The 17,463-nt window shown below is 40.4% G+C and carries 20 protein-coding genes; 8 read left to right on the top strand and 12 right to left on the bottom strand.

Annotated elements, in window-relative coordinates; genetic code table 11:
• Window positions 1-287: 287 nt before the first annotated feature.
• Window positions 288-1,517: an IS110 family transposase gene (locus tag NSR00_RS16225; protein WP_094244838.1), complete on the top strand. Its 1,230-nt coding sequence runs from the start codon at window positions 288-290 to the stop codon at window positions 1,515-1,517.
• A 203-nt stretch (window positions 1,518-1,720) separates the two neighbouring features.
• Here the strand turns inward: NSR00_RS16225 and dapF are convergent, their stop codons facing one another.
• Window positions 1,721-2,593 (bottom strand): diaminopimelate epimerase, encoded by an 873-nt coding sequence (gene dapF / locus NSR00_RS16220; RefSeq protein WP_340789789.1) that lies wholly within the window; start codon window positions 2,591-2,593, stop codon window positions 1,721-1,723.
• Between the two features lie 350 nt (window positions 2,594-2,943).
• A complete protein-coding gene (locus NSR00_RS16215) occupies window positions 2,944-3,180 on the bottom strand; it encodes a YuzB family protein (protein ID WP_063387077.1) in 237 nt (78 codons plus the stop codon).
• A gap of 223 nt (window positions 3,181-3,403) precedes the next feature.
• Between NSR00_RS16215 and NSR00_RS16210 the strand changes: the two genes are divergently transcribed.
• A complete protein-coding gene (locus NSR00_RS16210) occupies window positions 3,404-4,474 on the top strand; it encodes an NAD(P)/FAD-dependent oxidoreductase (RefSeq protein ID WP_340789788.1) in 1,071 nt (356 codons plus the stop codon).
• Window positions 4,475-4,683: 209 nt separating this feature from the next.
• On the opposite strand, the gene NSR00_RS16205 is transcribed toward NSR00_RS16210, so the two are convergent.
• Window positions 4,684-5,007, bottom strand: coding sequence for a YuzD family protein (locus tag NSR00_RS16205; RefSeq protein WP_340789787.1), 324 nt, complete (start codon window positions 5,005-5,007; stop codon window positions 4,684-4,686).
• Between the two features lie 121 nt (window positions 5,008-5,128).
• Between NSR00_RS16205 and NSR00_RS16200 the strand changes: the two genes are divergently transcribed.
• Window positions 5,129-5,392 (top strand): NifU family protein, encoded by a 264-nt coding sequence (locus NSR00_RS16200; RefSeq protein WP_375338782.1) that lies wholly within the window; start codon window positions 5,129-5,131, stop codon window positions 5,390-5,392.
• Between the two features lie 33 nt (window positions 5,393-5,425).
• Here NSR00_RS16200 and thrB read toward each other — a convergent pair whose 3' ends face one another.
• The 5 genes from thrB to yutH all read right to left on the bottom strand — a co-directional run bounded on the left by thrB (window position 5,426) and on the right by yutH (window position 10,928).
• Window positions 5,426-6,346 (bottom strand): homoserine kinase, encoded by a 921-nt coding sequence (gene thrB, locus NSR00_RS16195; protein WP_063387081.1) that lies wholly within the window; start codon window positions 6,344-6,346, stop codon window positions 5,426-5,428.
• Window positions 6,343-7,404 (bottom strand): threonine synthase, encoded by a 1,062-nt coding sequence (thrC, locus tag NSR00_RS16190; RefSeq protein WP_063387082.1) that lies wholly within the window; start codon window positions 7,402-7,404, stop codon window positions 6,343-6,345. The genes thrB and thrC overlap by 4 nt, the downstream gene beginning before the upstream one ends.
• A complete protein-coding gene (locus NSR00_RS16185) occupies window positions 7,401-8,699 on the bottom strand; it encodes a homoserine dehydrogenase (RefSeq protein ID WP_186439305.1) in 1,299 nt (432 codons plus the stop codon). Before NSR00_RS16185 ends, thrC begins: the two co-directional genes overlap by 4 nt.
• Before the next feature lie 147 nt (window positions 8,700-8,846).
• On the bottom strand, window positions 8,847-9,806 hold the full coding sequence (locus NSR00_RS16180; protein ID WP_066249221.1) for a 2-hydroxyacid dehydrogenase: 960 nt from the start codon (window positions 9,804-9,806) through the stop codon (window positions 8,847-8,849).
• Window positions 9,807-9,944: 138 nt separating this feature from the next.
• Window positions 9,945-10,928 carry a spore coat putative kinase YutH gene (yutH, locus tag NSR00_RS16175; protein ID WP_066249218.1) on the bottom strand — a complete coding sequence of 328 codons (984 nt, stop codon included), beginning with the start codon at window positions 10,926-10,928 and terminating at the stop codon, window positions 9,945-9,947.
• 213 nt (window positions 10,929-11,141) lie between these two features.
• Between yutH and NSR00_RS16170 the strand changes: the two genes are divergently transcribed.
• The gene (locus tag NSR00_RS16170) at window positions 11,142-11,624 is read left to right on the top strand and encodes a phosphatidylglycerophosphatase A family protein (RefSeq protein ID WP_063387086.1); all 483 of its coding nucleotides are present in this window, start codon (window positions 11,142-11,144) and stop codon (window positions 11,622-11,624) included.
• 50 nt (window positions 11,625-11,674) lie between these two features.
• Here the strand turns inward: NSR00_RS16170 and NSR00_RS16165 are convergent, their stop codons facing one another.
• Window positions 11,675-12,442, bottom strand: a complete 768-nt coding sequence (locus tag NSR00_RS16165; protein WP_063387087.1) for a TIGR01457 family HAD-type hydrolase — start codon at window positions 12,440-12,442, stop codon at window positions 11,675-11,677.
• 27 nt (window positions 12,443-12,469) lie between these two features.
• Window positions 12,470-12,907, bottom strand: coding sequence for a type VII toxin-antitoxin system HepT family RNase toxin (gene hepT / locus NSR00_RS16160; protein ID WP_063387088.1), 438 nt, complete (start codon window positions 12,905-12,907; stop codon window positions 12,470-12,472).
• A gap of 583 nt (window positions 12,908-13,490) precedes the next feature.
• On the opposite strand from hepT, the gene NSR00_RS16155 reads away from it, so the two are divergent.
• Together NSR00_RS16155 and NSR00_RS16150 are read left to right on the top strand one after the other, a co-directional pair.
• Window positions 13,491-13,757 (top strand): DUF3055 domain-containing protein, encoded by a 267-nt coding sequence (locus NSR00_RS16155; protein WP_063387089.1) that lies wholly within the window; start codon window positions 13,491-13,493, stop codon window positions 13,755-13,757.
• 58 nt (window positions 13,758-13,815) lie between these two features.
• Window positions 13,816-14,097, top strand: a complete 282-nt coding sequence (locus NSR00_RS16150) for a hypothetical protein (RefSeq protein ID WP_063387090.1) — start codon at window positions 13,816-13,818, stop codon at window positions 14,095-14,097.
• A gap of 62 nt (window positions 14,098-14,159) precedes the next feature.
• Here the strand turns inward: NSR00_RS16150 and NSR00_RS16145 are convergent, their stop codons facing one another.
• The gene (locus tag NSR00_RS16145; RefSeq protein ID WP_340789786.1) at window positions 14,160-14,435 is read right to left on the bottom strand and encodes a YutD family protein; all 276 of its coding nucleotides are present in this window, start codon (window positions 14,433-14,435) and stop codon (window positions 14,160-14,162) included.
• 114 nt (window positions 14,436-14,549) lie between these two features.
• On the opposite strand from NSR00_RS16145, the gene NSR00_RS16140 reads away from it, so the two are divergent.
• Complete coding sequence (locus NSR00_RS16140; protein WP_094245251.1) at window positions 14,550-15,182, top strand: YhcN/YlaJ family sporulation lipoprotein; 633 nt, start codon at window positions 14,550-14,552, stop codon at window positions 15,180-15,182.
• A 93-nt stretch (window positions 15,183-15,275) separates the two neighbouring features.
• On the opposite strand, the gene lipA is transcribed toward NSR00_RS16140, so the two are convergent.
• On the bottom strand, window positions 15,276-16,172 hold the full coding sequence (lipA, locus tag NSR00_RS16135; protein ID WP_063387093.1) for a lipoyl synthase: 897 nt from the start codon (window positions 16,170-16,172) through the stop codon (window positions 15,276-15,278).
• 196 nt (window positions 16,173-16,368) lie between these two features.
• Here lipA and NSR00_RS16130 point away from each other — a divergent pair, with 196 nt between their 5' ends.
• Complete coding sequence (locus NSR00_RS16130; RefSeq protein WP_130157080.1) at window positions 16,369-17,346, top strand: M23 family metallopeptidase; 978 nt, start codon at window positions 16,369-16,371, stop codon at window positions 17,344-17,346.
• Window positions 17,347-17,463: the final 117 nt, after the last annotated feature.

The following is a 17,463-nucleotide window of genomic DNA, read 5'->3' as shown; positions in this document are numbered from 1 at the left end:
TGGACTTTTCGCAATGTTCCTGGATAATGGTCTTAGGATCATCGGGGATACTCTTCTCACTCCTGTAGCTTCGACTACTTGTAAAGTCTGTCTCCCCGGCCCCTGTTTGGACGTCTAACCCGCAGGCTGTTCCCGTTGGTTTTCCCCATGCTGGAAGGAGCAGCTTCCAGGGCAGCCCATGGTCCAACGTGAGTTCTCATATGCGAGGGTGACTGGTCAACAGGCGCGATCCGGGGGCATCCCGAAGAGTCCAACCCCTCGATCCTACAACAATAGGAGGTGATCTCATGAAACTCTACGTCGGGATCGACGTGAGCTCACGCGACTTAGCCACCTGCATTATGGATCATGAAGGAAATACGTGCGCACGCTTCAAAGTGGATAATCATCTTCTGGGCGCCACCTTCCTTCGGGATCAAATCCTCCTGTGGGCTAACAAGCGAAAGCCAACCGAAATTCTGATCGGGATGGAAGCCACCTCGGTCTACAGTTGGCATCCAGCTATGTTTTTCCACCAGCAGGAGACCTTGCAGGCTTGGAACGTCAAGGTGTTTACGATCAATCCAAAGCTCATTCGCAAGTTTAAAGAAGCCTATGTCGACTTGGAGAAAACGGATGACATCGATGCTTGGATCATTGCGGATCGGCTTCGCTTCGGCCGTCTGAAGATGACGGCTGTCCTCAAGGAGCAGTTTCTCGCGCTTCAGCGACTGACACGCATGCGATATCATCTCGTCCACCAGTTAACCCGTGAGAAACAGTATTTTCTCCAGCACTTGTTTTACAAATGCAGTTCCTTTACCCAAGAGGTGGACAGTTCGATCTTCGGACATGCCATTCTCGAACTGCTGCTTGAGTCGTGGAGCCTCGATGACATCTGCCAAATGGATGTCAAGCAGTTGGCCGACTTCCTGCGCCAAAAAGGGCGCAATCGCTTTGCCGATCCGGAATGCATCGCCAAGTCGATTCAAAAGGCGGCCCGTTCGTCGTATCGGTTGTCCAAGTGTGTCGAGGATTCCATCGACTTGCTGTTAGGGCTGTCGATTCAATCAATCCGCAGCCTGCAATCGCAGCTCAAAGAGCTCGATAAAGCCATTACCCGCCATCTTGAAGGCATTCCGAACACACTGCAAACCATCCCAGGCATCGGACCGGTTTATACCGCAGGCATCCTGGCCGAAATCGGGCAAATCGAGCGGTTTCACAATCAGGCCGCCTTGGCAAAATATGCCGGCTTGACATGGTCCAAGCACCAATCGGGCCGTTTTCAAGCCGAGGACACCTCCCTCATTCGTTCCGGCAATCGCTATCTCCGTTACTACCTAGTGGAGGCTGCCAACTCGGTACAACGGCATGATGCGACGTTTCGTGCGTACTACCGGAAGAAGTATGAGGAAGTGCCCAAACACCAACATAAACGAGCCCTCGTCCTCACCGCTAGAAAACTCGTGCGTGTGATCGATGCGCTGCTACGCAACGGTCAAATCTACACGCCAAGAAAGGGGGAAGATCGATAAGAGGATCGATCTGGTATACCAATATCAACCTTTAGACCCAGTTTATTACATGTACTAATACTGGGTTTCTTCAGTATTGCCTTTTTTCGGATCATCGGACAAGGGAATTTCCAATTTCTATGATTTTTCACCTTGACATATTACCGCAGGACTTTTCATTAATTTTTGAGTCACTTTTAGTATACCTTTTCAGAAAAAAACTCTCAAATTTCTGAATCGGCTTCATAATAATAGGTCCCCGTGCAAACCGTTTCAGCAGATCCTTTCATCAAAATGTTCCCCTCGTCAGTCCATTTAATAAATAAATCGCCGCCGGCAAGATGGACAACTGTTTCTTTGCCTCTTGTTGTTTGCTCGTTTAATACGGATGCGACCACTGCCGCACATGCTCCGGTGCCGCAAGCTTGTGTGACACCTGAACCTCTTTCCCATACTCGAAAATGAAGCTCATGGTCATTGACGATTTCGACAAATTCTACATTTACCCCTTCTGGAAATCTTGCATCTTTTTCGACAACCGGCCCCAATGTTGTTAATGGAGCTTTCTCAATATCGTCCACAAAAAAGATGATGTGTGGATTTCCCATCGAAACCGCTGTGACTTCATATTTCGAGCCGTTAAATTCCATGATTTCACCAATAGCTGTTTCATCTCCGTTTCCGGCCATCGGTATTTCCTTTTTTAACAGCTTAGGGTGACCCATATCAATTGTGACGCATGATACTCGTCCATTTTCTTCATGGACTTCGGCTTCAACCAAGCCAGAAAGTGTTTCGATCAAAAACTTTTTCTCTTTTACTATGTTATGCTCATAAACATATTTTGCGACACAGCGCAAACCGTTTCCGCAGTTTTTTCCCTCTGAACCGTCACTGTTGAAAATTCTCATTTTCACATTCGCACGTTCAGATGGAAGAATTAATATTAGCCCATCTGAACCGATGCCGGTATGAACGTTCGCAACTTTTCGCGCAATATCTGGCAGGAGATGCTCCGGAAGCGTTTCTTCGAATCCATTTACATAAATATAACTGTTTCCTAATCCATGCATTTTTGTAAATTGAAAAGTTTCCATCTTTTCCTCCAAAACAACAAAAAATTTGTTTTTATAAGTATAAAACGTTCAAAATTTGTTGACAATAAAAATATCCCCCGTTTTCATATATAAATAAAAGCTCCTCGGGAAATATAAGAGGGGCTTTTATTTTTTATATCATCAGCCTGCCGCTTCAAACACCTTGCTCATACGTAAAAAAAGACTCATCCGCAAAGGCAAGCGTCGTACTGAAAAACAATATTGAGATTCATTCTTACATTTTATAATATGCTCTCATACCTCGAATGAAATATTTAGAGACAGGATCAAAATCAGGAGAATCAAAAGCTTGTCTCCCTTTTAATTTAATCACTCACTTTTATTTTCTATTAAAACATTGGATTTTCTTCTAAAAATTGATAAATATTTTCCACTAGCTCTTCTGCCGTTTCCCCTTCTACCGCTTCTCCGTTTACAAGGGCAAAAAGCGATTCGTAGCATTGGCCGCAATACCCTAGGCAGCTGTATTCAACTATATCTAAATTAGGATCTTTTTCTAATTGTTCTAATGCTTTTTGTGAACCGTTTGCTAAGTTGCTGACACAAAACTCTATAATGGGTTTCATGTGAATTGTCCTCCTTCTATACTCAGTAGCCTATCATAATGCTTTTTTTCTTCATTGTCAAAGCATTGAACTTCAAGGTTCATTTAACATTTTGCCATAACAATTGTGCTATTTTTCCTTAAGTATGTTGTGATTTATACATAAATTCGTTATACTTTTAGTGGCATTTGTTACGATTGTCACAGTTTTGGGGTAAACATTTGCAGGGAAAAGGGGAATCGCGATGAGAAAGTTACTGCTCCTCGGAGGCGGCTATGGCGGCATGAGAATTCTTCACAAGCTGCTTCCCAATAACTTGCCGGACGGTGTCGAAATAACATTAGTGGATAAAAACCCTTATCATTGTTTAAAAACGGAATACTATGCTTTGGCTGCGGGAACGATTTCAGATCAGCATGTGCGCGTGGCCTTTCCAGAACACCCGAAATTGAACGTTCATTACGGTGAAGTCACGGACATTGACCTTGAACAAAAGCTTGTACATTTAAAAGATCAATCTCCAATCACGTATGACGATCTTGTCATCGGATTAGGATGTGAAGACAAGTATCATAATGTTCCGGGTGCTGATAAATATACTTGCAGCATTCAAACAATCGATCAATCACGTGAAACGTATCAAAAGCTGAACAATTTAGGAGCAGGTGCAACAGTCTGCATAGTTGGAGCCGGATTGAGCGGCGTTGAATTGGCAAGCGAACTGCGTGAAAGCAGATCCGATTTAAAAATCAAGCTGTTTGACCGCGGAAAAGTGATCTTATCAAACTTCCCGGAACGATTAAGCAAATATGTCCAAACATGGTTTGAAGAGCACGGGGTTGAAGTAATCAACAGCGCCAATATTACAAAAGTTGAGCCAAATATGGTTTATAACCATGATGAACCGATTCCTTGTGATGTTGTCGTTTGGACCGCAGGAATTCAACCGAATTATGTCGTAAGGAAATTGAATGTTGAAAAAGACCGGCAAGGACGGGTTATTTTAACAAAATACCATCATCTTCCTCAAGATGAACATGTGTATGTTGTTGGAGACTGTGCAAGCCTTCCTTACGCACCAAGTGCTCAACTTGCCGAAGCGCAGGCTGAACAAATTGTACAAGTATTGCTCAAAAAATGGAACAACGAACCTCTTCCAGAGGAACTGCCGCCGTTCAAATTAAAAGGCGTTCTCGGTTCTCTCGGAAAAAAATCAGGTTTTGGGATGGTAGGAGATCGCGCACTCACTGGACGTGTGCCACGTCTTTTAAAATCAGGAATTCTTTGGATTTATAAATATCATAGTGGAGCATGAGAAAACCGGGCGTTCATTTGTACGTCCGGCTTCTCTTTTTCCGGAACTCTTTCACTGGAAAATATAAATCAAGAGAAATACAGTTGTCTATTATTTTGCATGTAAAAAAACGAAGCAGCGTTTTTTTTAGCGGATCTGTTCTTTTGGCTTGAAGAAATCGACAATGCACTTTTTCTTTCACAGTTCTGGATTGACGAGTAAACTCTTTCTTACACAGGCTGGTAACCATGTTTTTCCATCTCTTGAAAAATCCTTTTTAGCTTTGGATTACCTTCTCCTACTACCACTCCATTTATGACCACAAGGGGATAAAAATATTCTTCCTTCACGATTTGATCGGCTATTTTCTTTTTCTCTTCATCTTCCGGAGGACAATATATATCAATATATGTGATGTCAAATGGCTGATCTGGATATTTTCTAGTCAGTGCTGCTTCCAGCCATTCAAATGTATCTTTTGCTGAAGGCGAATTTACACAGCTTGGACATAAGGTTTCTGCACCATAAACACAAATTTCTACCGGTTTTCTCATGTTTGTTCTCTCCTATATAATAAAATGATGATCTCCTAGATTATCCATATTAGATTTAAAAAAAATGTGATACAATGAATTTGAAACTTACAAATAGATTTTATCGCTCATTTTGAATATAATGATGGATAAGAAAGGAGTCGATAGTATGTCAGATGTTCAAATAAAAGAACAAGTACAGGAAGTTTTAGATAAGCTGCGCCCGTTTTTGCTTCGTGACGGCGGAGACTGCGAATTAGTTGATGTTGAAGAGGGCATTGTGAAATTGCGCCTTTTAGGTGCGTGCGGGAGCTGCCCAAGTTCTACCATTACTTTGAAAGCAGGTATTGAGCGGGCTCTGCTGGAAGAAGTTCCAGGCATCGTAGAAGTAGAACAAGTATTTTAATGAAACAAACCGGCGAAAAGCCGGTTTGTTTCATTATATCAAGCTTTCAATATGAGTAAACCAAGACTTAGTCCCTTCATAATCAATTTCTAGCTGTGTTACTTCACAATGAGGAAAAGCCTCTTTTAGTTTAGGACGCAATGAGTGTCTCATGCCTTTTGGAGCAAAACACAATATCGTTGGACCTGCACCGCTCAATACAGTCCCGTACACACCGTGCTCTTTTCCGATCTTTCGAACAGCTGACAGTTCAGGAACTAGACTTTCCCTATACGGTTGATGGAATATGTCCATTTCCATCATTTGGCCTGCCAATTCCCAATTATTATTCATGATGCTCCCAACAAGCACATTGCTGATCGCACTGGCTTTCACCGACTGCTGAAATTTAAATGTCTTCGGCAAAACGCCTCTAGAATCCTTCGTATATAAATAATATGGCGGAATAACCGCGATAATATCCACATCCAGATTATCCACTTTTACAAAATATGTGTGGTCATCTGTTAAATAGCCGACCACTAGACCGCCTACTATAGAAGCTCCGGCATTATCCGGATGTCCCTCAAACTTGCTGGCAAAATGAATTTTTTCTTCATCGCTCAAATTCAGTTTACAAACACGATCGCAAAGCTCAATCCCTGCTGCAATGGCGGCCGCGCTGCTTCCGAGTCCTCTTGTCATCGGAATATCACTTGAAATTTCCACATAACATGCAGGAAGATTAACACTATGTTTTTCTGCTAGCTTGGAAGCGACTTTATAAATTAAATTCTCTTTCCCTTCCGGTACGTTTGCTACTTCTTCACTTACCGGCTTAAATGTCCAATTTTCCGCAAATGTAACGGCTAGTGTTAAATAGCGGTTTAAAGCGAGCCCTACAGAATCAAAACCGGGGCCAAGATTGGCTGTACTTCCGGGAACTTGAATTTTTAACATGTCTCCTTCTTTCATACATGCCCATCTCCCTTGAGATGGTCCATCACAGCTTTCTTTTCATTAGGCAGCACGATCGGCTGGATGGATGACACATCGATCGCAGTATTCGGATCTTTTAATCCGTTTCCGGTCAATACTGCTACAACTGTGCTTCCTTTCGGGATTTTCCCCGAATTTACATCTTTCATCACTCCTGCAATAGATGCACTTGAAGCAGGTTCAGCAAAAACGCCTTCCGTTCTTGCAATTAATTGATAAGCATCCAAAATTTCTTCATCTGTTACCATATCGATCTTTCCGCCTGATTCATTGGCAGCATTGACAGCAAATTCCCAGCTTGCTGGGTTTCCAATTCGAATGGCAGTTGCCACTGTTTCCGGATTTTCAATCACTTGATTTTTTACAATGGCTGCGGCGCCTTCCGCTTCAAAACCGTGCATTTTTGGAAGCCCTGTTTGGTGCCGCTCATTAAACTCTTTAAATCCTTTCCAATATGCTGTAATGTTTCCAGCATTTCCAACCGGAATCGCCAAATAATCCGGAGCTTTTCCCAGCTGTTCACAAATTTCAAACGCCGCTGTTTTTTGCCCTTCAATTCGGTAAGGATTTACAGAATTGACAAGAGTAATTGGCAGCTCTTCACAAATTTCACGAACCATTTTTAAGGCATCATCGAAGTTTCCTTCAATTGCAAAAATTTCTGCGCCGTACATAACTGCTTGGGCAAGCTTTCCAAAAGCGATTTTTCCGTTCGGTATAACAACAATGGAACGCAATCCTGCACGTGCCGCATAGGCGGAAGCAGCTGCAGACGTATTTCCAGTTGAAGCGCACATTATAGTTGTGCTTCCTTCTTCCACCGCTTTTGCAACTGCCATCACCATACCGCGGTCTTTAAATGAACCGGTAGGATTCGCTCCTTCTGTTTTCACATACAGCTCAACGCCTAATTTTTCAGATAATTTTTCTAAATGAATGAGAGGAGTATTACCTTCGTTCAATGTCAGCATCGGTGTTTTGTCCGTTACTGGCAAAAATTCTTTATATTTTGCAATTAGTCCATTCCATTTCATAATAAGCCGTTCCCTTCTACTCGATACGTACTTTTAACTTCCTTAACAACTTGCAAATCTCGGAGCTCCATTAAAATTTCCTCAAAATCTTTTTTCGATGCTTTATGGGTAACGATGACAATTTCCGCTAAATCTTTATTTTTCAGAGGTAATTGGAGAATTTTCTCAAAGCTTACACCTCTGTCTGAAAAGAGGGATGTAATTTTTGAAAAAGCTCCAACTTGATCTTCTACGTGAATTCGTAAAAAGTATTGGGCAAAAATTTCTTCAGGTGCCTTCAATTGTTTCTGATATTGCGGGGCTACGGCGCTTCTTCCATTTACACCTAGACGCATGTTTTTCAATACGCCTACTAAATCCGAAACAACAGCGGTTGCAGTTGGCAAGCTTCCTGCGCCAGGACCGTAAAACATTGTTTCCCCTACTGCTTCGCCGTACACATAAACCGCATTATATTCATCTTGGACGGAAGCTAACGGATGATGATCGGGCAGCAGTGCAGGCTGTACACTAACTTCAATTTTATCACCGCTTCGATGGGCGATGCCGATTAATTTCATCGTATAGCCGAGCCGTTTACTGTAATCAATATCCTCTTGTGTAATATCCGTTATCCCTTTTACTTCCACATCTTCTAAATCTACTTCCATAGAAAATCCAAGTCTTGCCAAAATCGCCATCTTTCTCGCTGCATCCAAGCCTTCTACATCAGAAGTCGGATCAGCTTCTGCATATCCTAATCTTTGCGCTTCCTTCAGCACTTCTTCATAAGGGGTTCCGTATTTTGACATTTTCGTTAAAATAAAGTTTGTCGTTCCGTTAACAATCCCCATCATTTTTGTAATCCGGTCTGACGCCAATCCATCTACCAATGTACGCAGAATCGGGATGCCGCCTGCGACACTTGCTTCATAAAAAAGATCGCAGCCGTTATCCGTCGCTTTTTTGAGCAACTCAGTTCCGTACACGGCCATCAAATCTTTATTTGCCGTCACAACATGCTTCTTCCGATTTAATGCTTCAAGCAAATATTCCCGTGTCTGCTCAATTCCCCCCATGACCTCAATAATGACGTCAATATCCGGATCTTCTATTACCTCATGAACATTTGTCGTTAATTGGGAAGGTTCTACATGAACGTCTCTTTTTTTATTTGTATTTTGAACAAGAATTTTTTTTACTTTCACCGGGCACCCGATTAAATGAATGAGCTTATCCTGGTGGTCTTCAATGATTTTTACTACTCCGCTACCAACGGTGCCTAAACCGAGCAGTCCTACTGAGATTGATTCCAACCAATTCATCTCCCTTATGTTTATTTATAATAGACAATTGTCTGCCGTAAAAAGACATTAACTGTTTTATAAGACATTATAAATTTCAATGACTGATTTTACAAGAGAAATTTTCATCATCCGCATATGTAAACGCTTTTTGGGCGTTTAAACAACGGCTGTTTTCGGTTTCTCGCCCGTTAACACACGTTGAATATTTTCGACGCAAAGTTCGATCATTTTTATGCGGGTTTCCCGACTCGCGCTGCCGATATGCGGAAGTGCTACAACTTGTTTCAATGATAAAAGCGGATGATTGGAATCAATCGGTTCTTCTTTAAACACATCCAATCCACAACCAGCGATTTCACCAGTTTTTAGAGCATTATACAAAGCGTTTTCATCAACAGATGCTCCTCTGCCAGCATTAACAAATATTGCACTTGTTTTCATTTTTTTAAAGGCTTCCTCGTCAAACAAGTTTTTCGTTTCATTTGTTAATGGTGTTAAATTAACGACAAAATCGGCTTTCTCTAGCAATTCATCAAATGTGCAGTATTTCGCTCCAAGCTCTTTTTCCACTTCCGGTTTCTTTGAACGATTATGATACAAAATTTCCATATCAAATCCTTTTGCCCGTCTCGCAACAGCTTCTCCAATTTTCCCCATGCCAACGATCCCAATCGTTTTATGATGGATATCGCTTCCTGCCAACAAAAATGGAGACCACCCTGTCCATTTTCCTTCTTTTACATACTCCGCAGCTTCAACCAATCTTCTTGCCGCTGCCATTAACAAAGCAAAGGTTAAATCGGCAGTCGTATCTGTTAGTACATCCGGTGTATTAGTTACAGTCACGCCGTACTTTTTCGACGCTTCGAGATCGATATTGTCATACCCGACTGCTAAATTAGCAACGATTTTTAATTTTTTGGCTTTTTGAAGCAGTTCTTCATCCACCCGGTCTGACAGCATTGTAAGCAGAGCATCAGCTTTTTTGGCCTTTTCCAATAATACAGACCTCGGACATGGAGAATCCTGCTCCCACATGTCGACAACTCCGATGGAACGAAGAGGATCCAATAGGTTTTCTGGCAGTTTTCTTGTTACAAAAATATATTGGGTCACTGATTCATCTTCTCCTTCTTCTAATAAATAGCTATTGTTTTGAATTGATATGACAAAATCAATGCTTTGTTCGAAACAGCTGCAAGATTTTAGCTGCTTTCTTTTTTATGATACCACAACAAAATGCGACTGAACCTTTTATAACCATGTCAAAGCCGGCAATACAATTTGCTTTTTCCTCAAATATATCATAGATGAAAACGAAGATAAAAATTGCTCATACTGCGAAGATGTTTGCAAAATTTTTTCCATTTGAAATTGCAGAGAATCCCTTTCTTCTTCCTCTGCAAGATAATAGTTTTCAACACATTCAAAATAATGAACAGGAAACAAAAGCCTGCTAAAAACTAACCGCCAAAAAAAAGAGGATAACGGAGACGCTCGGTCGTATTCTGCCAAAAAAAGCTCATCAATTGTTTGCCTTCCTGTCAGAAAATCATACCTTAAACATTCAGCAATATCTCTTCCTCCATGATCAAAAACGAAATCAACAGGCAATGAAAATGCGTTTTCCCATGTTTCTCTCGTAAAACGTTGATGACATATGGTGCCGGAATCAACCGGCAATGGTCGATCATCAAGCTCAGTATCCGCTAAATATTGGATGGCATTTTCGCCTAAGCCTAAATAATATGGAAAGGATTCAATAAATAGCTTGTCAAAGGCGTGATGAGGCTTTGAAGCAATTTGAATACTCCAAAATTGCTCCATTTGATCGATCCGCCTTGCCCATAAATTTCTCCATTGCCCAATTCGATTCGAATGAACGGGAGTAAAAGGCAGCCTTCTGCCAACTTCGTGAAAAAATGACAGCTCTTTTCCGAGAGAAGTTATATTAAGCCGCTTTGTTTGTTGAGGTATTTGAAACACAGCGTAGCGCGTTCCATTATGTTCTGCCGTAAGATCTCCATTTACAGTTAATAAAAACGAAGCAGCTTTTCTCTCGTTAGTCATAAGGAGATAACGACTCATTTCATACAGTTCATAAAGCTCCTTATGGTCAATATGTGAAACAGCAGCAATAAAACCGATATTTCTTTTTGTTTTAAACCCCTGCCATTGACCAATTGAAAAAAAGTCGAGTACATCTATTCCATAATGCTTTTTTAAAAGCTCTTTCATTCCTAATTCCCCCTATAAATCCATTGTTCAAAAAAACACCCCAATATAAATAATGAAAAAATGCCATAAACTATAACATGTAGAAAAGCTTTTGTGTATACAATATAAAAAAGATGTTGATGCTTTTTGAAAATTTAAGCAAGAATTTATTGAAATCGGCGTCACAGCCGATTTCAGCACTTTCATATACTTGTAAAAGATAGGGTGAACGACATGGATAAAATAGAGCAAACTGCAAGAAAATGGCTGAAAGATAGAGGAGTTACACCGGATGACATCGCAGAGCTCGTCTATTTTTTACAGCAGCAATATTATCCGAACTTAACAAAAGAAGACTGTTTACAAAACGTGGAAAGAGTTCTTTCGAAAAGAGAGGTTCAAAATGCCATTTTAACCGGAATTCAATTAGATGTTCTAGCAGAAAAGGGGGGTTTACAGGAGCCTCTTCAATCGATCATCCAATCGGATGAAGGATTATATGGAATTGATGAAATTCTTGCATTTTCCATTGTGAATATTTACGGATCAATCGGGTTTACGAACTATGGCTATATCGATAAACAAAAGCCTGGTATACTTGCTCATTTAAACGATAAAAGCACAGGTAAGTGTCATACTTTTCTAGATGATATTGTCGGAGCCATTGCAGCGGCAGCTTCAAGCCGGCTCGCCCATCGATCCACTGATTCACAGTAGGGGCAGCGGAGCACCTATTGTGAAATCAGCTGGAAAAGAAAAAGGCTTCATCATAGCACATGCCATTCCGAAAGGTTATTCACTGTATAAGTCGGTTGTATTTCTTTGTGTTTTAAGTGTTCTTTCGTTGTTACGCCTGTATGCACAAGAAGGGTGTCCATCCCTGATTGGATACCTGCCTTAATATCCGTCTCGTAATTATCTCCGACAAGAAGCGTTTCTTCTTTTTTCGTTTTCAGCATTTTCAGCCCTTGCTCTACAATAATTTTTTCAGGTTTTCCGATAAAAATCGGCTGAACATTTGTAGATACTGAAATGACCGATGTAATGGCGCCATTGCCTGGAAGCAGTCCTCGCTCAGTCGGCAGAGCAGTATCCCCGTTTGTTGAAATAAATGTTGCACCTGCACGAACCGCTAAACAGGCCTTGGCAAGCTTTTCATAATTGATGTTTCGGTCAATACCCACAACGACAAAATCCGGATTTTCATCGACGAAGCGAAAACCTTTTTCCTCCAAGGCCTTTCGCAGCCCCTCTTCACCGATTACATATATAGAAGCATTTTGTTTTCTTTCCCAAATAAAATTGGCTGTGGCAATGCTTGAAGTTAAAATTTGATGCTCTTCCGCCGGAATGCCGAGACTGATTAGTTTTTCAGCTACTTGCTTCGGGGTTTTAGAAGAATTGTTTGTCATAAATAAGTACGAAATTCCTTTTTCCTTCAGTTTTTTAACAAATTCTTCAGCTTCTTCAATTTTTTCTGTACCCCGATACATGGTGCCGTCTAAATCGATGAAATATCCTTTATATTTCTTCAATTTTTTTTCACTCCTTCAATCAATCCATTACGGCTTAAAAGCTGTAACTGGTCCAAGTTCATCTTCCAAGTAGGTTCGAACACGATGGCAAAAATTTCTCAAAACTTGTAAATGGGTTGATACTGAATCATACAGTTCTTCATGCCGTATGTTTAAATAATCTTGAACGAGCATTTTTCTGTAGGAAATTAATTTTTTTAATCCTTCCGCATCCCTGCTGTCAACGACAGATTCATCTTCTAAAATGTCAATAATGTCTTCATAGCTTCCCGGATCCCGCATAATAAAACCGTCAATAATTCCGTTTCCGATATCTAAAATCGCCTCAATCAACAATTGGGCAATCCGCTCCAACGCTTTTTTTTCAACATCAGACTCCCACTGTTGATGTCCTTCAAACATGGATACAAGATCTTCTACAAATTTTACAGTATCTTCAATCTTTTTTCTGTCCACAAAATACATATGATTTCTTTCCTTTCTTAAGGTTTTTGTATCCGTTTTTTATTTTACCATACTCGACCATTTGAACTACCTACTACTTTACACACTTTTAAGTTTTTTAAAGTAGAGCACTAAAATCCTCTCGTTAGACGGATCGATTTTGGCAAACAGAGCTGATGTTTCTGAAATTTGGATTTCGTGATTGAGCAGGCGCAAGCTTTCCGCGGTTTGATACATCTTGCATGCCGGGTAGGATCCGCTTAGATTTTTTCAATTTAGTAAAGAAATTCCTAAACGCGCACAAAAAATTGCTTTTACAGATGACGATTTTTCATGACAAGCAGAGGAGGATTTTGAATATGACTTTCGTGCCGATTCATGATATGTTTCTCCAATTAACTTCCCATTCGATACAGAAATCATGGCTGATTGGCAGCAGATGTGCGAGCTGATAAAAAAATTGTGTTATTTTGCTTCTATTTCAACAGAAAAATCGCTATGCGAATCGAAACAGAGGTAAGTTTTCTCACAAATTTGCGATAAATCGTTGTGAATGCATCATCTTATGCTACAATGCAATTATAAGAAACGGAGGTAATGAACCATGGCCGAACGCTTTTTTTTGTATGATGAAACCGTCGAGACAAAAACAAGATTTGTTAGCTTTATGGGAGAAAATCAACGCTTTGATTTAGCCATTATTCAATCGGACCGCTATTACGGAAAATATCTTGTACTAAATTTGCAAAGCAACCGGTTTGCGATCATTGGGGAAGATGATCTTAAAGAACCGGGGTATTTAGAAGATGTTTATCAATTAAATGATGAAGACGCAAAAGAGCTTCGGGAGTTTTTATATGAGATCGTCTAATGTATAAATTACCTTCCATGAGGAACGATAATGGTAAAATCATGGACAGGTGAACAAAATGGACAAACAAAATGAATATACTGATTTTTCAGTAGTGGAAACAATGCGAAACTATATTATCCCGGAGGATATGCCGGAAGGCGCCTACGGAGCTCCGCGGGGAAAGGATGAACCTGTGGAGAATAAAAGCACACCTTGGGAAGAAGGTCAGCGTCCATATAGCAGTTTTAACTATGAATTCAAATCCTTGCATCAGAATTTGCCGAGACAATTTCCGGGCAGTCATCCTCCTCATGATGAACCTGATAAAAATGAAGAAGACCCGTATGAAATAAAGTAATCAGGACGGCTGTATGCCGTCCTGATTACTTTTTCACACCCAGATGTTTTTGCATCTGGCGTTTATTTTTTTATTTTCTTTAATACAAAATAAGCACAGCCGAAATTGCAATGTTCATACAAATATTCATCTAATGAGCTGATTTTCGTATCATGTGTTGCTTTTTGGTTTTGATCATCAAAAAATCCTCTCAGCCGCAATTGGCTATATCCCCAATCGCCGACAATATAATCATATTTGTTTAAAATTTCACTGTACCTTGCTTTAAAAGCCTCTTCATTAAAACCATTTTTAAAATCTTTTATAAGCTCGTATGTTTGATTAAAAATTGTGATCATTTACAAATTCACCCTCTTCCATATGTTTATCATAAACAAATGATTTCCCTCCATCAATTGCCTGACAACAATTTTTTAAAAGCGGCAATCCTAAAATTATAAGGAGGTGCTGAAATGAAAAAAAGGCTTTTTACTCCTTTTATCATAGCTGCGCTTGCAGCCAGCGGGTGCCAATATGATCAAGAAGGAAAAGGTCTATATAATGAAAACGGGAATACGGTAAACGTGGCAGAAAGAAATGATAATTATAACAGCAATAAAGATTCAGACAGCTTTGGATATGTCCGGCATCAAAAAAGTCCAACAGCCGGAATAGAGAAAGCCACAGTAAAAACTCCTGTCATCAATCGGGAACAATTAGCAGACGTAATCGGAAGGCTTGCCGTCCAGCTTCCAAATGTTCATGATGCTGCTACGCTCGTAACAGATGAAGAAGTTCTTATAGCGTATAAAACCGATTCAAACAACAAATTTGAAACAGCTGACCAAGTGAAAAAGACAGCTGCATCCATTGTTCCGCGTTATTTTCATATTTATGTAACCGATAATCCTAATCTGTTTAAAGAAATCGAATCATACAGCACTCTTGATGGAGAGTCTCCAAATATTAACCGCAATTTAAACCAGACCATTCAGCGCATGTTAAAGTCTCCCCAAGGAAGAAAATTGAATGCTGGTGAAAATGCAAATGGCGAAGGATTCGGAGAAATGAACGAAAGTATTGATCACGACATAAAAGATCAATGAAATAAACGTTGATGCATAGGTGAATTTTTTAGAGGTTATTTACCTATTTTTATTAAAACGGGCCGTCAAGAAATTCTTGACGGCTCTGTGGCTTTAAGCTTTTGCCTGCCGCTGTTTGGCTGCCTCATTTACTTGTTCATCAGCATGATAAGACGAACGGACTAACGGACCTGCCTCGCAATGGCTGAATCCTTTTGACAAAGCAATTTCTTTTAATTCTGCAAATTCATCTGGATGGTAAAATTTTTGAACTTTTAAATGTTTTTTCGTAGGCTGCAAATATTGTCCGATTGTGATGATGTCAACATGATTTGCACGAAGGTCATCCATCGCTTCGATAATTTCTTCTTTCGTTTCCCCAAGCCCGATCATAATGCTTGATTTTGTCGGAATATCCGGATTGATTTCTTTTGCTCTCCGCAAAAACTCCAAAGAACGTTCATAGGTTGCACGAGCGCGAACCCTTGGGGTTAAGCGCCGAACAGTTTCAATATTATGGTTTAAAATATCAGGTTTAGCGTCCATTAATGTTTTTAAATTTTCGTACACTCCGCCCATGTCAGATGGAAGAACTTCTATTGTAGTAAATGGATTTTTTTTGCGCACAGCACGAACCGTTTCAGCAAAAACGGCTGCTCCGCCATCTTTCAAATCATCACGGGCAACTGCAGTGATGACAACATGCTTTAAGTTCATAATGCGGACGGAATCCGCTACACGCTCCGGCTCTTGCCAATCAAGCTCGGTTGGCAGTCCTGTTTTCACTGCACAGAAGCGGCATGCGCGTGTACAAACGCTTCCTAAAATCATAAATGTTGCCGTTCTTCTCACTGCCCAGCATTCATGAATATTGGGGCATTTCGCTTCTTCACAAACCGTATGAAGCTTTTGCTCGCGCATCAATTTTTTTAACCCTGTGTAATTCTCGTTTGTATTTAATTTTATTTTAAGCCATTCAGGTTTTCGTAAACTTTCTTCTTTTTGAGCCATTTTTCATCATCTCCAATATGTAATCATTAAAAAAATAAAGATGATACACTATAGTCAATTTAACATAAGGAAAGATATTGGACAAGAAAAAGGAATTTTATATTCCTTCAATTTCCAGCCATTGAAACTTTACTTTTTTCTTACACTAAGACATGACATGATGGAAAGGAGTTTATCAATTGTGGTTCTCAGAAAAATGTTATTATTGGCTGCACTTTTATCTTTATTTTCCAGCCATGCCAATGCGTCCAGTCAATTAACTGAACAACAAATAAATCATTTGCGAATGAGCCTGTATAAAAAGGTGGAAGCCATCACCCAGATTCCTTGGTATGTATTGGCTGCGTGCGACCAATACGAACGAAACGTCAGAAAAATAAAAAATGATATCCCAAAACAAAAAGGAGTTATTGGCATTTACATTCCTCCTGATAAATGGGCTGGGACAGCCAATCCGAATTTGAACGACCAAAATCCGGTTAGCATTCAGCTATTCGGGGGAATCGGAATGGATGGAAACGGCGACGGCAAAGCGCAAATGGATCATGATGAAGATGTCTTATATAGTTTTGCACATTTTTTATCAAAATATGGTAATGATATAGAAAATTTAAAAATTGGTTTATGGTCTTATTATCATCGTGATAAAACGGTCGGAATTATTTTAGGTCATATGAAATTGTTCAAACATTTCGGGCATCTGCAATTAAACGAGCATGCTTTTCCTCTTCCCGTCAGAACTGATTACAGCTACCGTGACACATGGGGAGATGCGCGCGGATGGGGCGGCCGGAGAATTCATGAAGGCACAGATATATTTGCACATTATGGCGTACCGGTTCGTTCCACTTGCTACGGAATTGTCGAAATGAAAGGCTGGAATCGCTATGGGGGCTGGAGAATCGGTATTCGGGACATTCAGAATACGTACCATTATTTTGCACATTTAAACGGCTTTGCCAAAGACATTCACGTTGGACAAATCGTAAAACCGGGGCAAATCATCGGTTCTGTCGGAAGCAGCGGCTACGGCCCTCCAGGAACATCTGGAAAATTCCCGCCGCACTTGCATTACGGGATGTATAAAGACAACGGTAAAACCGAGTGGTCTTTTGACCCTTATCCGCATTTAAAACTATGGGAACGGCTTGAATGGCAAAAAGAAAAAAAATAAAGAGCCCGCACCAACTCAGGAACGGGCTCTTTATGAATCAATTTTATGTTTTTTACTCGAACTTGCGACTATATCGCTGATCAAATGATAGAAAATACTTCATGTCTGTTGAAAAAT

The organism is Aeribacillus sp. FSL K6-8394, assembly GCF_038008865.1.
Lineage (GTDB): Bacteria > Bacillota > Bacilli > Bacillales > Aeribacillaceae > Aeribacillus > Aeribacillus composti.
Note: the sequence above shows the minus strand (reverse complement) of the source record. Positions and strands in the feature narration are given on the sequence as shown.

Excerpts from the sequence above, each read along its gene's own strand:
- NSR00_RS16225 (WP_094244838.1), top strand. The coding sequence starts at position 288 with ATGAAACTCTACGTCGGGATCGACGTGAGCTCACGCGACTTAGCCACC.
- dapF (WP_340789789.1), bottom strand. The coding sequence starts at position 2,593 with ATGGAAACTTTTCAATTTACAAAAATGCATGGATTAGGAAACAGTTAT.
- NSR00_RS16215 (WP_063387077.1), bottom strand. The coding sequence starts at position 3,180 with ATGAAACCCATTATAGAGTTTTGTGTCAGCAACTTAGCAAACGGTTCA.
- NSR00_RS16210 (WP_340789788.1), top strand. The coding sequence starts at position 3,404 with ATGAGAAAGTTACTGCTCCTCGGAGGCGGCTATGGCGGCATGAGAATT.
- NSR00_RS16205 (WP_340789787.1), bottom strand. The coding sequence starts at position 5,007 with ATGAGAAAACCGGTAGAAATTTGTGTTTATGGTGCAGAAACCTTATGT.
- NSR00_RS16200 (WP_375338782.1), top strand. The coding sequence starts at position 5,129 with ATGATGGATAAGAAAGGAGTCGATAGTATGTCAGATGTTCAAATAAAA.
- thrB (WP_063387081.1), bottom strand. The coding sequence starts at position 6,346 with ATGAAAGAAGGAGACATGTTAAAAATTCAAGTTCCCGGAAGTACAGCC.
- thrC (WP_063387082.1), bottom strand. The coding sequence starts at position 7,404 with ATGAAATGGAATGGACTAATTGCAAAATATAAAGAATTTTTGCCAGTA.
- yutH (WP_066249218.1), bottom strand. The coding sequence starts at position 10,928 with ATGAAAGAGCTTTTAAAAAAGCATTATGGAATAGATGTACTCGACTTT.
- NSR00_RS16170 (WP_063387086.1), top strand. The coding sequence starts at position 11,142 with ATGGATAAAATAGAGCAAACTGCAAGAAAATGGCTGAAAGATAGAGGA.
- hepT (WP_063387088.1), bottom strand. The coding sequence starts at position 12,907 with ATGTATTTTGTGGACAGAAAAAAGATTGAAGATACTGTAAAATTTGTA.
- NSR00_RS16155 (WP_063387089.1), top strand. The coding sequence starts at position 13,491 with ATGGCCGAACGCTTTTTTTTGTATGATGAAACCGTCGAGACAAAAACA.
- NSR00_RS16150 (WP_063387090.1), top strand. The coding sequence starts at position 13,816 with ATGGACAAACAAAATGAATATACTGATTTTTCAGTAGTGGAAACAATG.
- NSR00_RS16145 (WP_340789786.1), bottom strand. The coding sequence starts at position 14,435 with ATGATCACAATTTTTAATCAAACATACGAGCTTATAAAAGATTTTAAA.
- NSR00_RS16140 (WP_094245251.1), top strand. The coding sequence starts at position 14,550 with ATGAAAAAAAGGCTTTTTACTCCTTTTATCATAGCTGCGCTTGCAGCC.
- lipA (WP_063387093.1), bottom strand. The coding sequence starts at position 16,172 with ATGGCTCAAAAAGAAGAAAGTTTACGAAAACCTGAATGGCTTAAAATA.
- NSR00_RS16130 (WP_130157080.1), top strand. The coding sequence starts at position 16,369 with ATGTTATTATTGGCTGCACTTTTATCTTTATTTTCCAGCCATGCCAAT.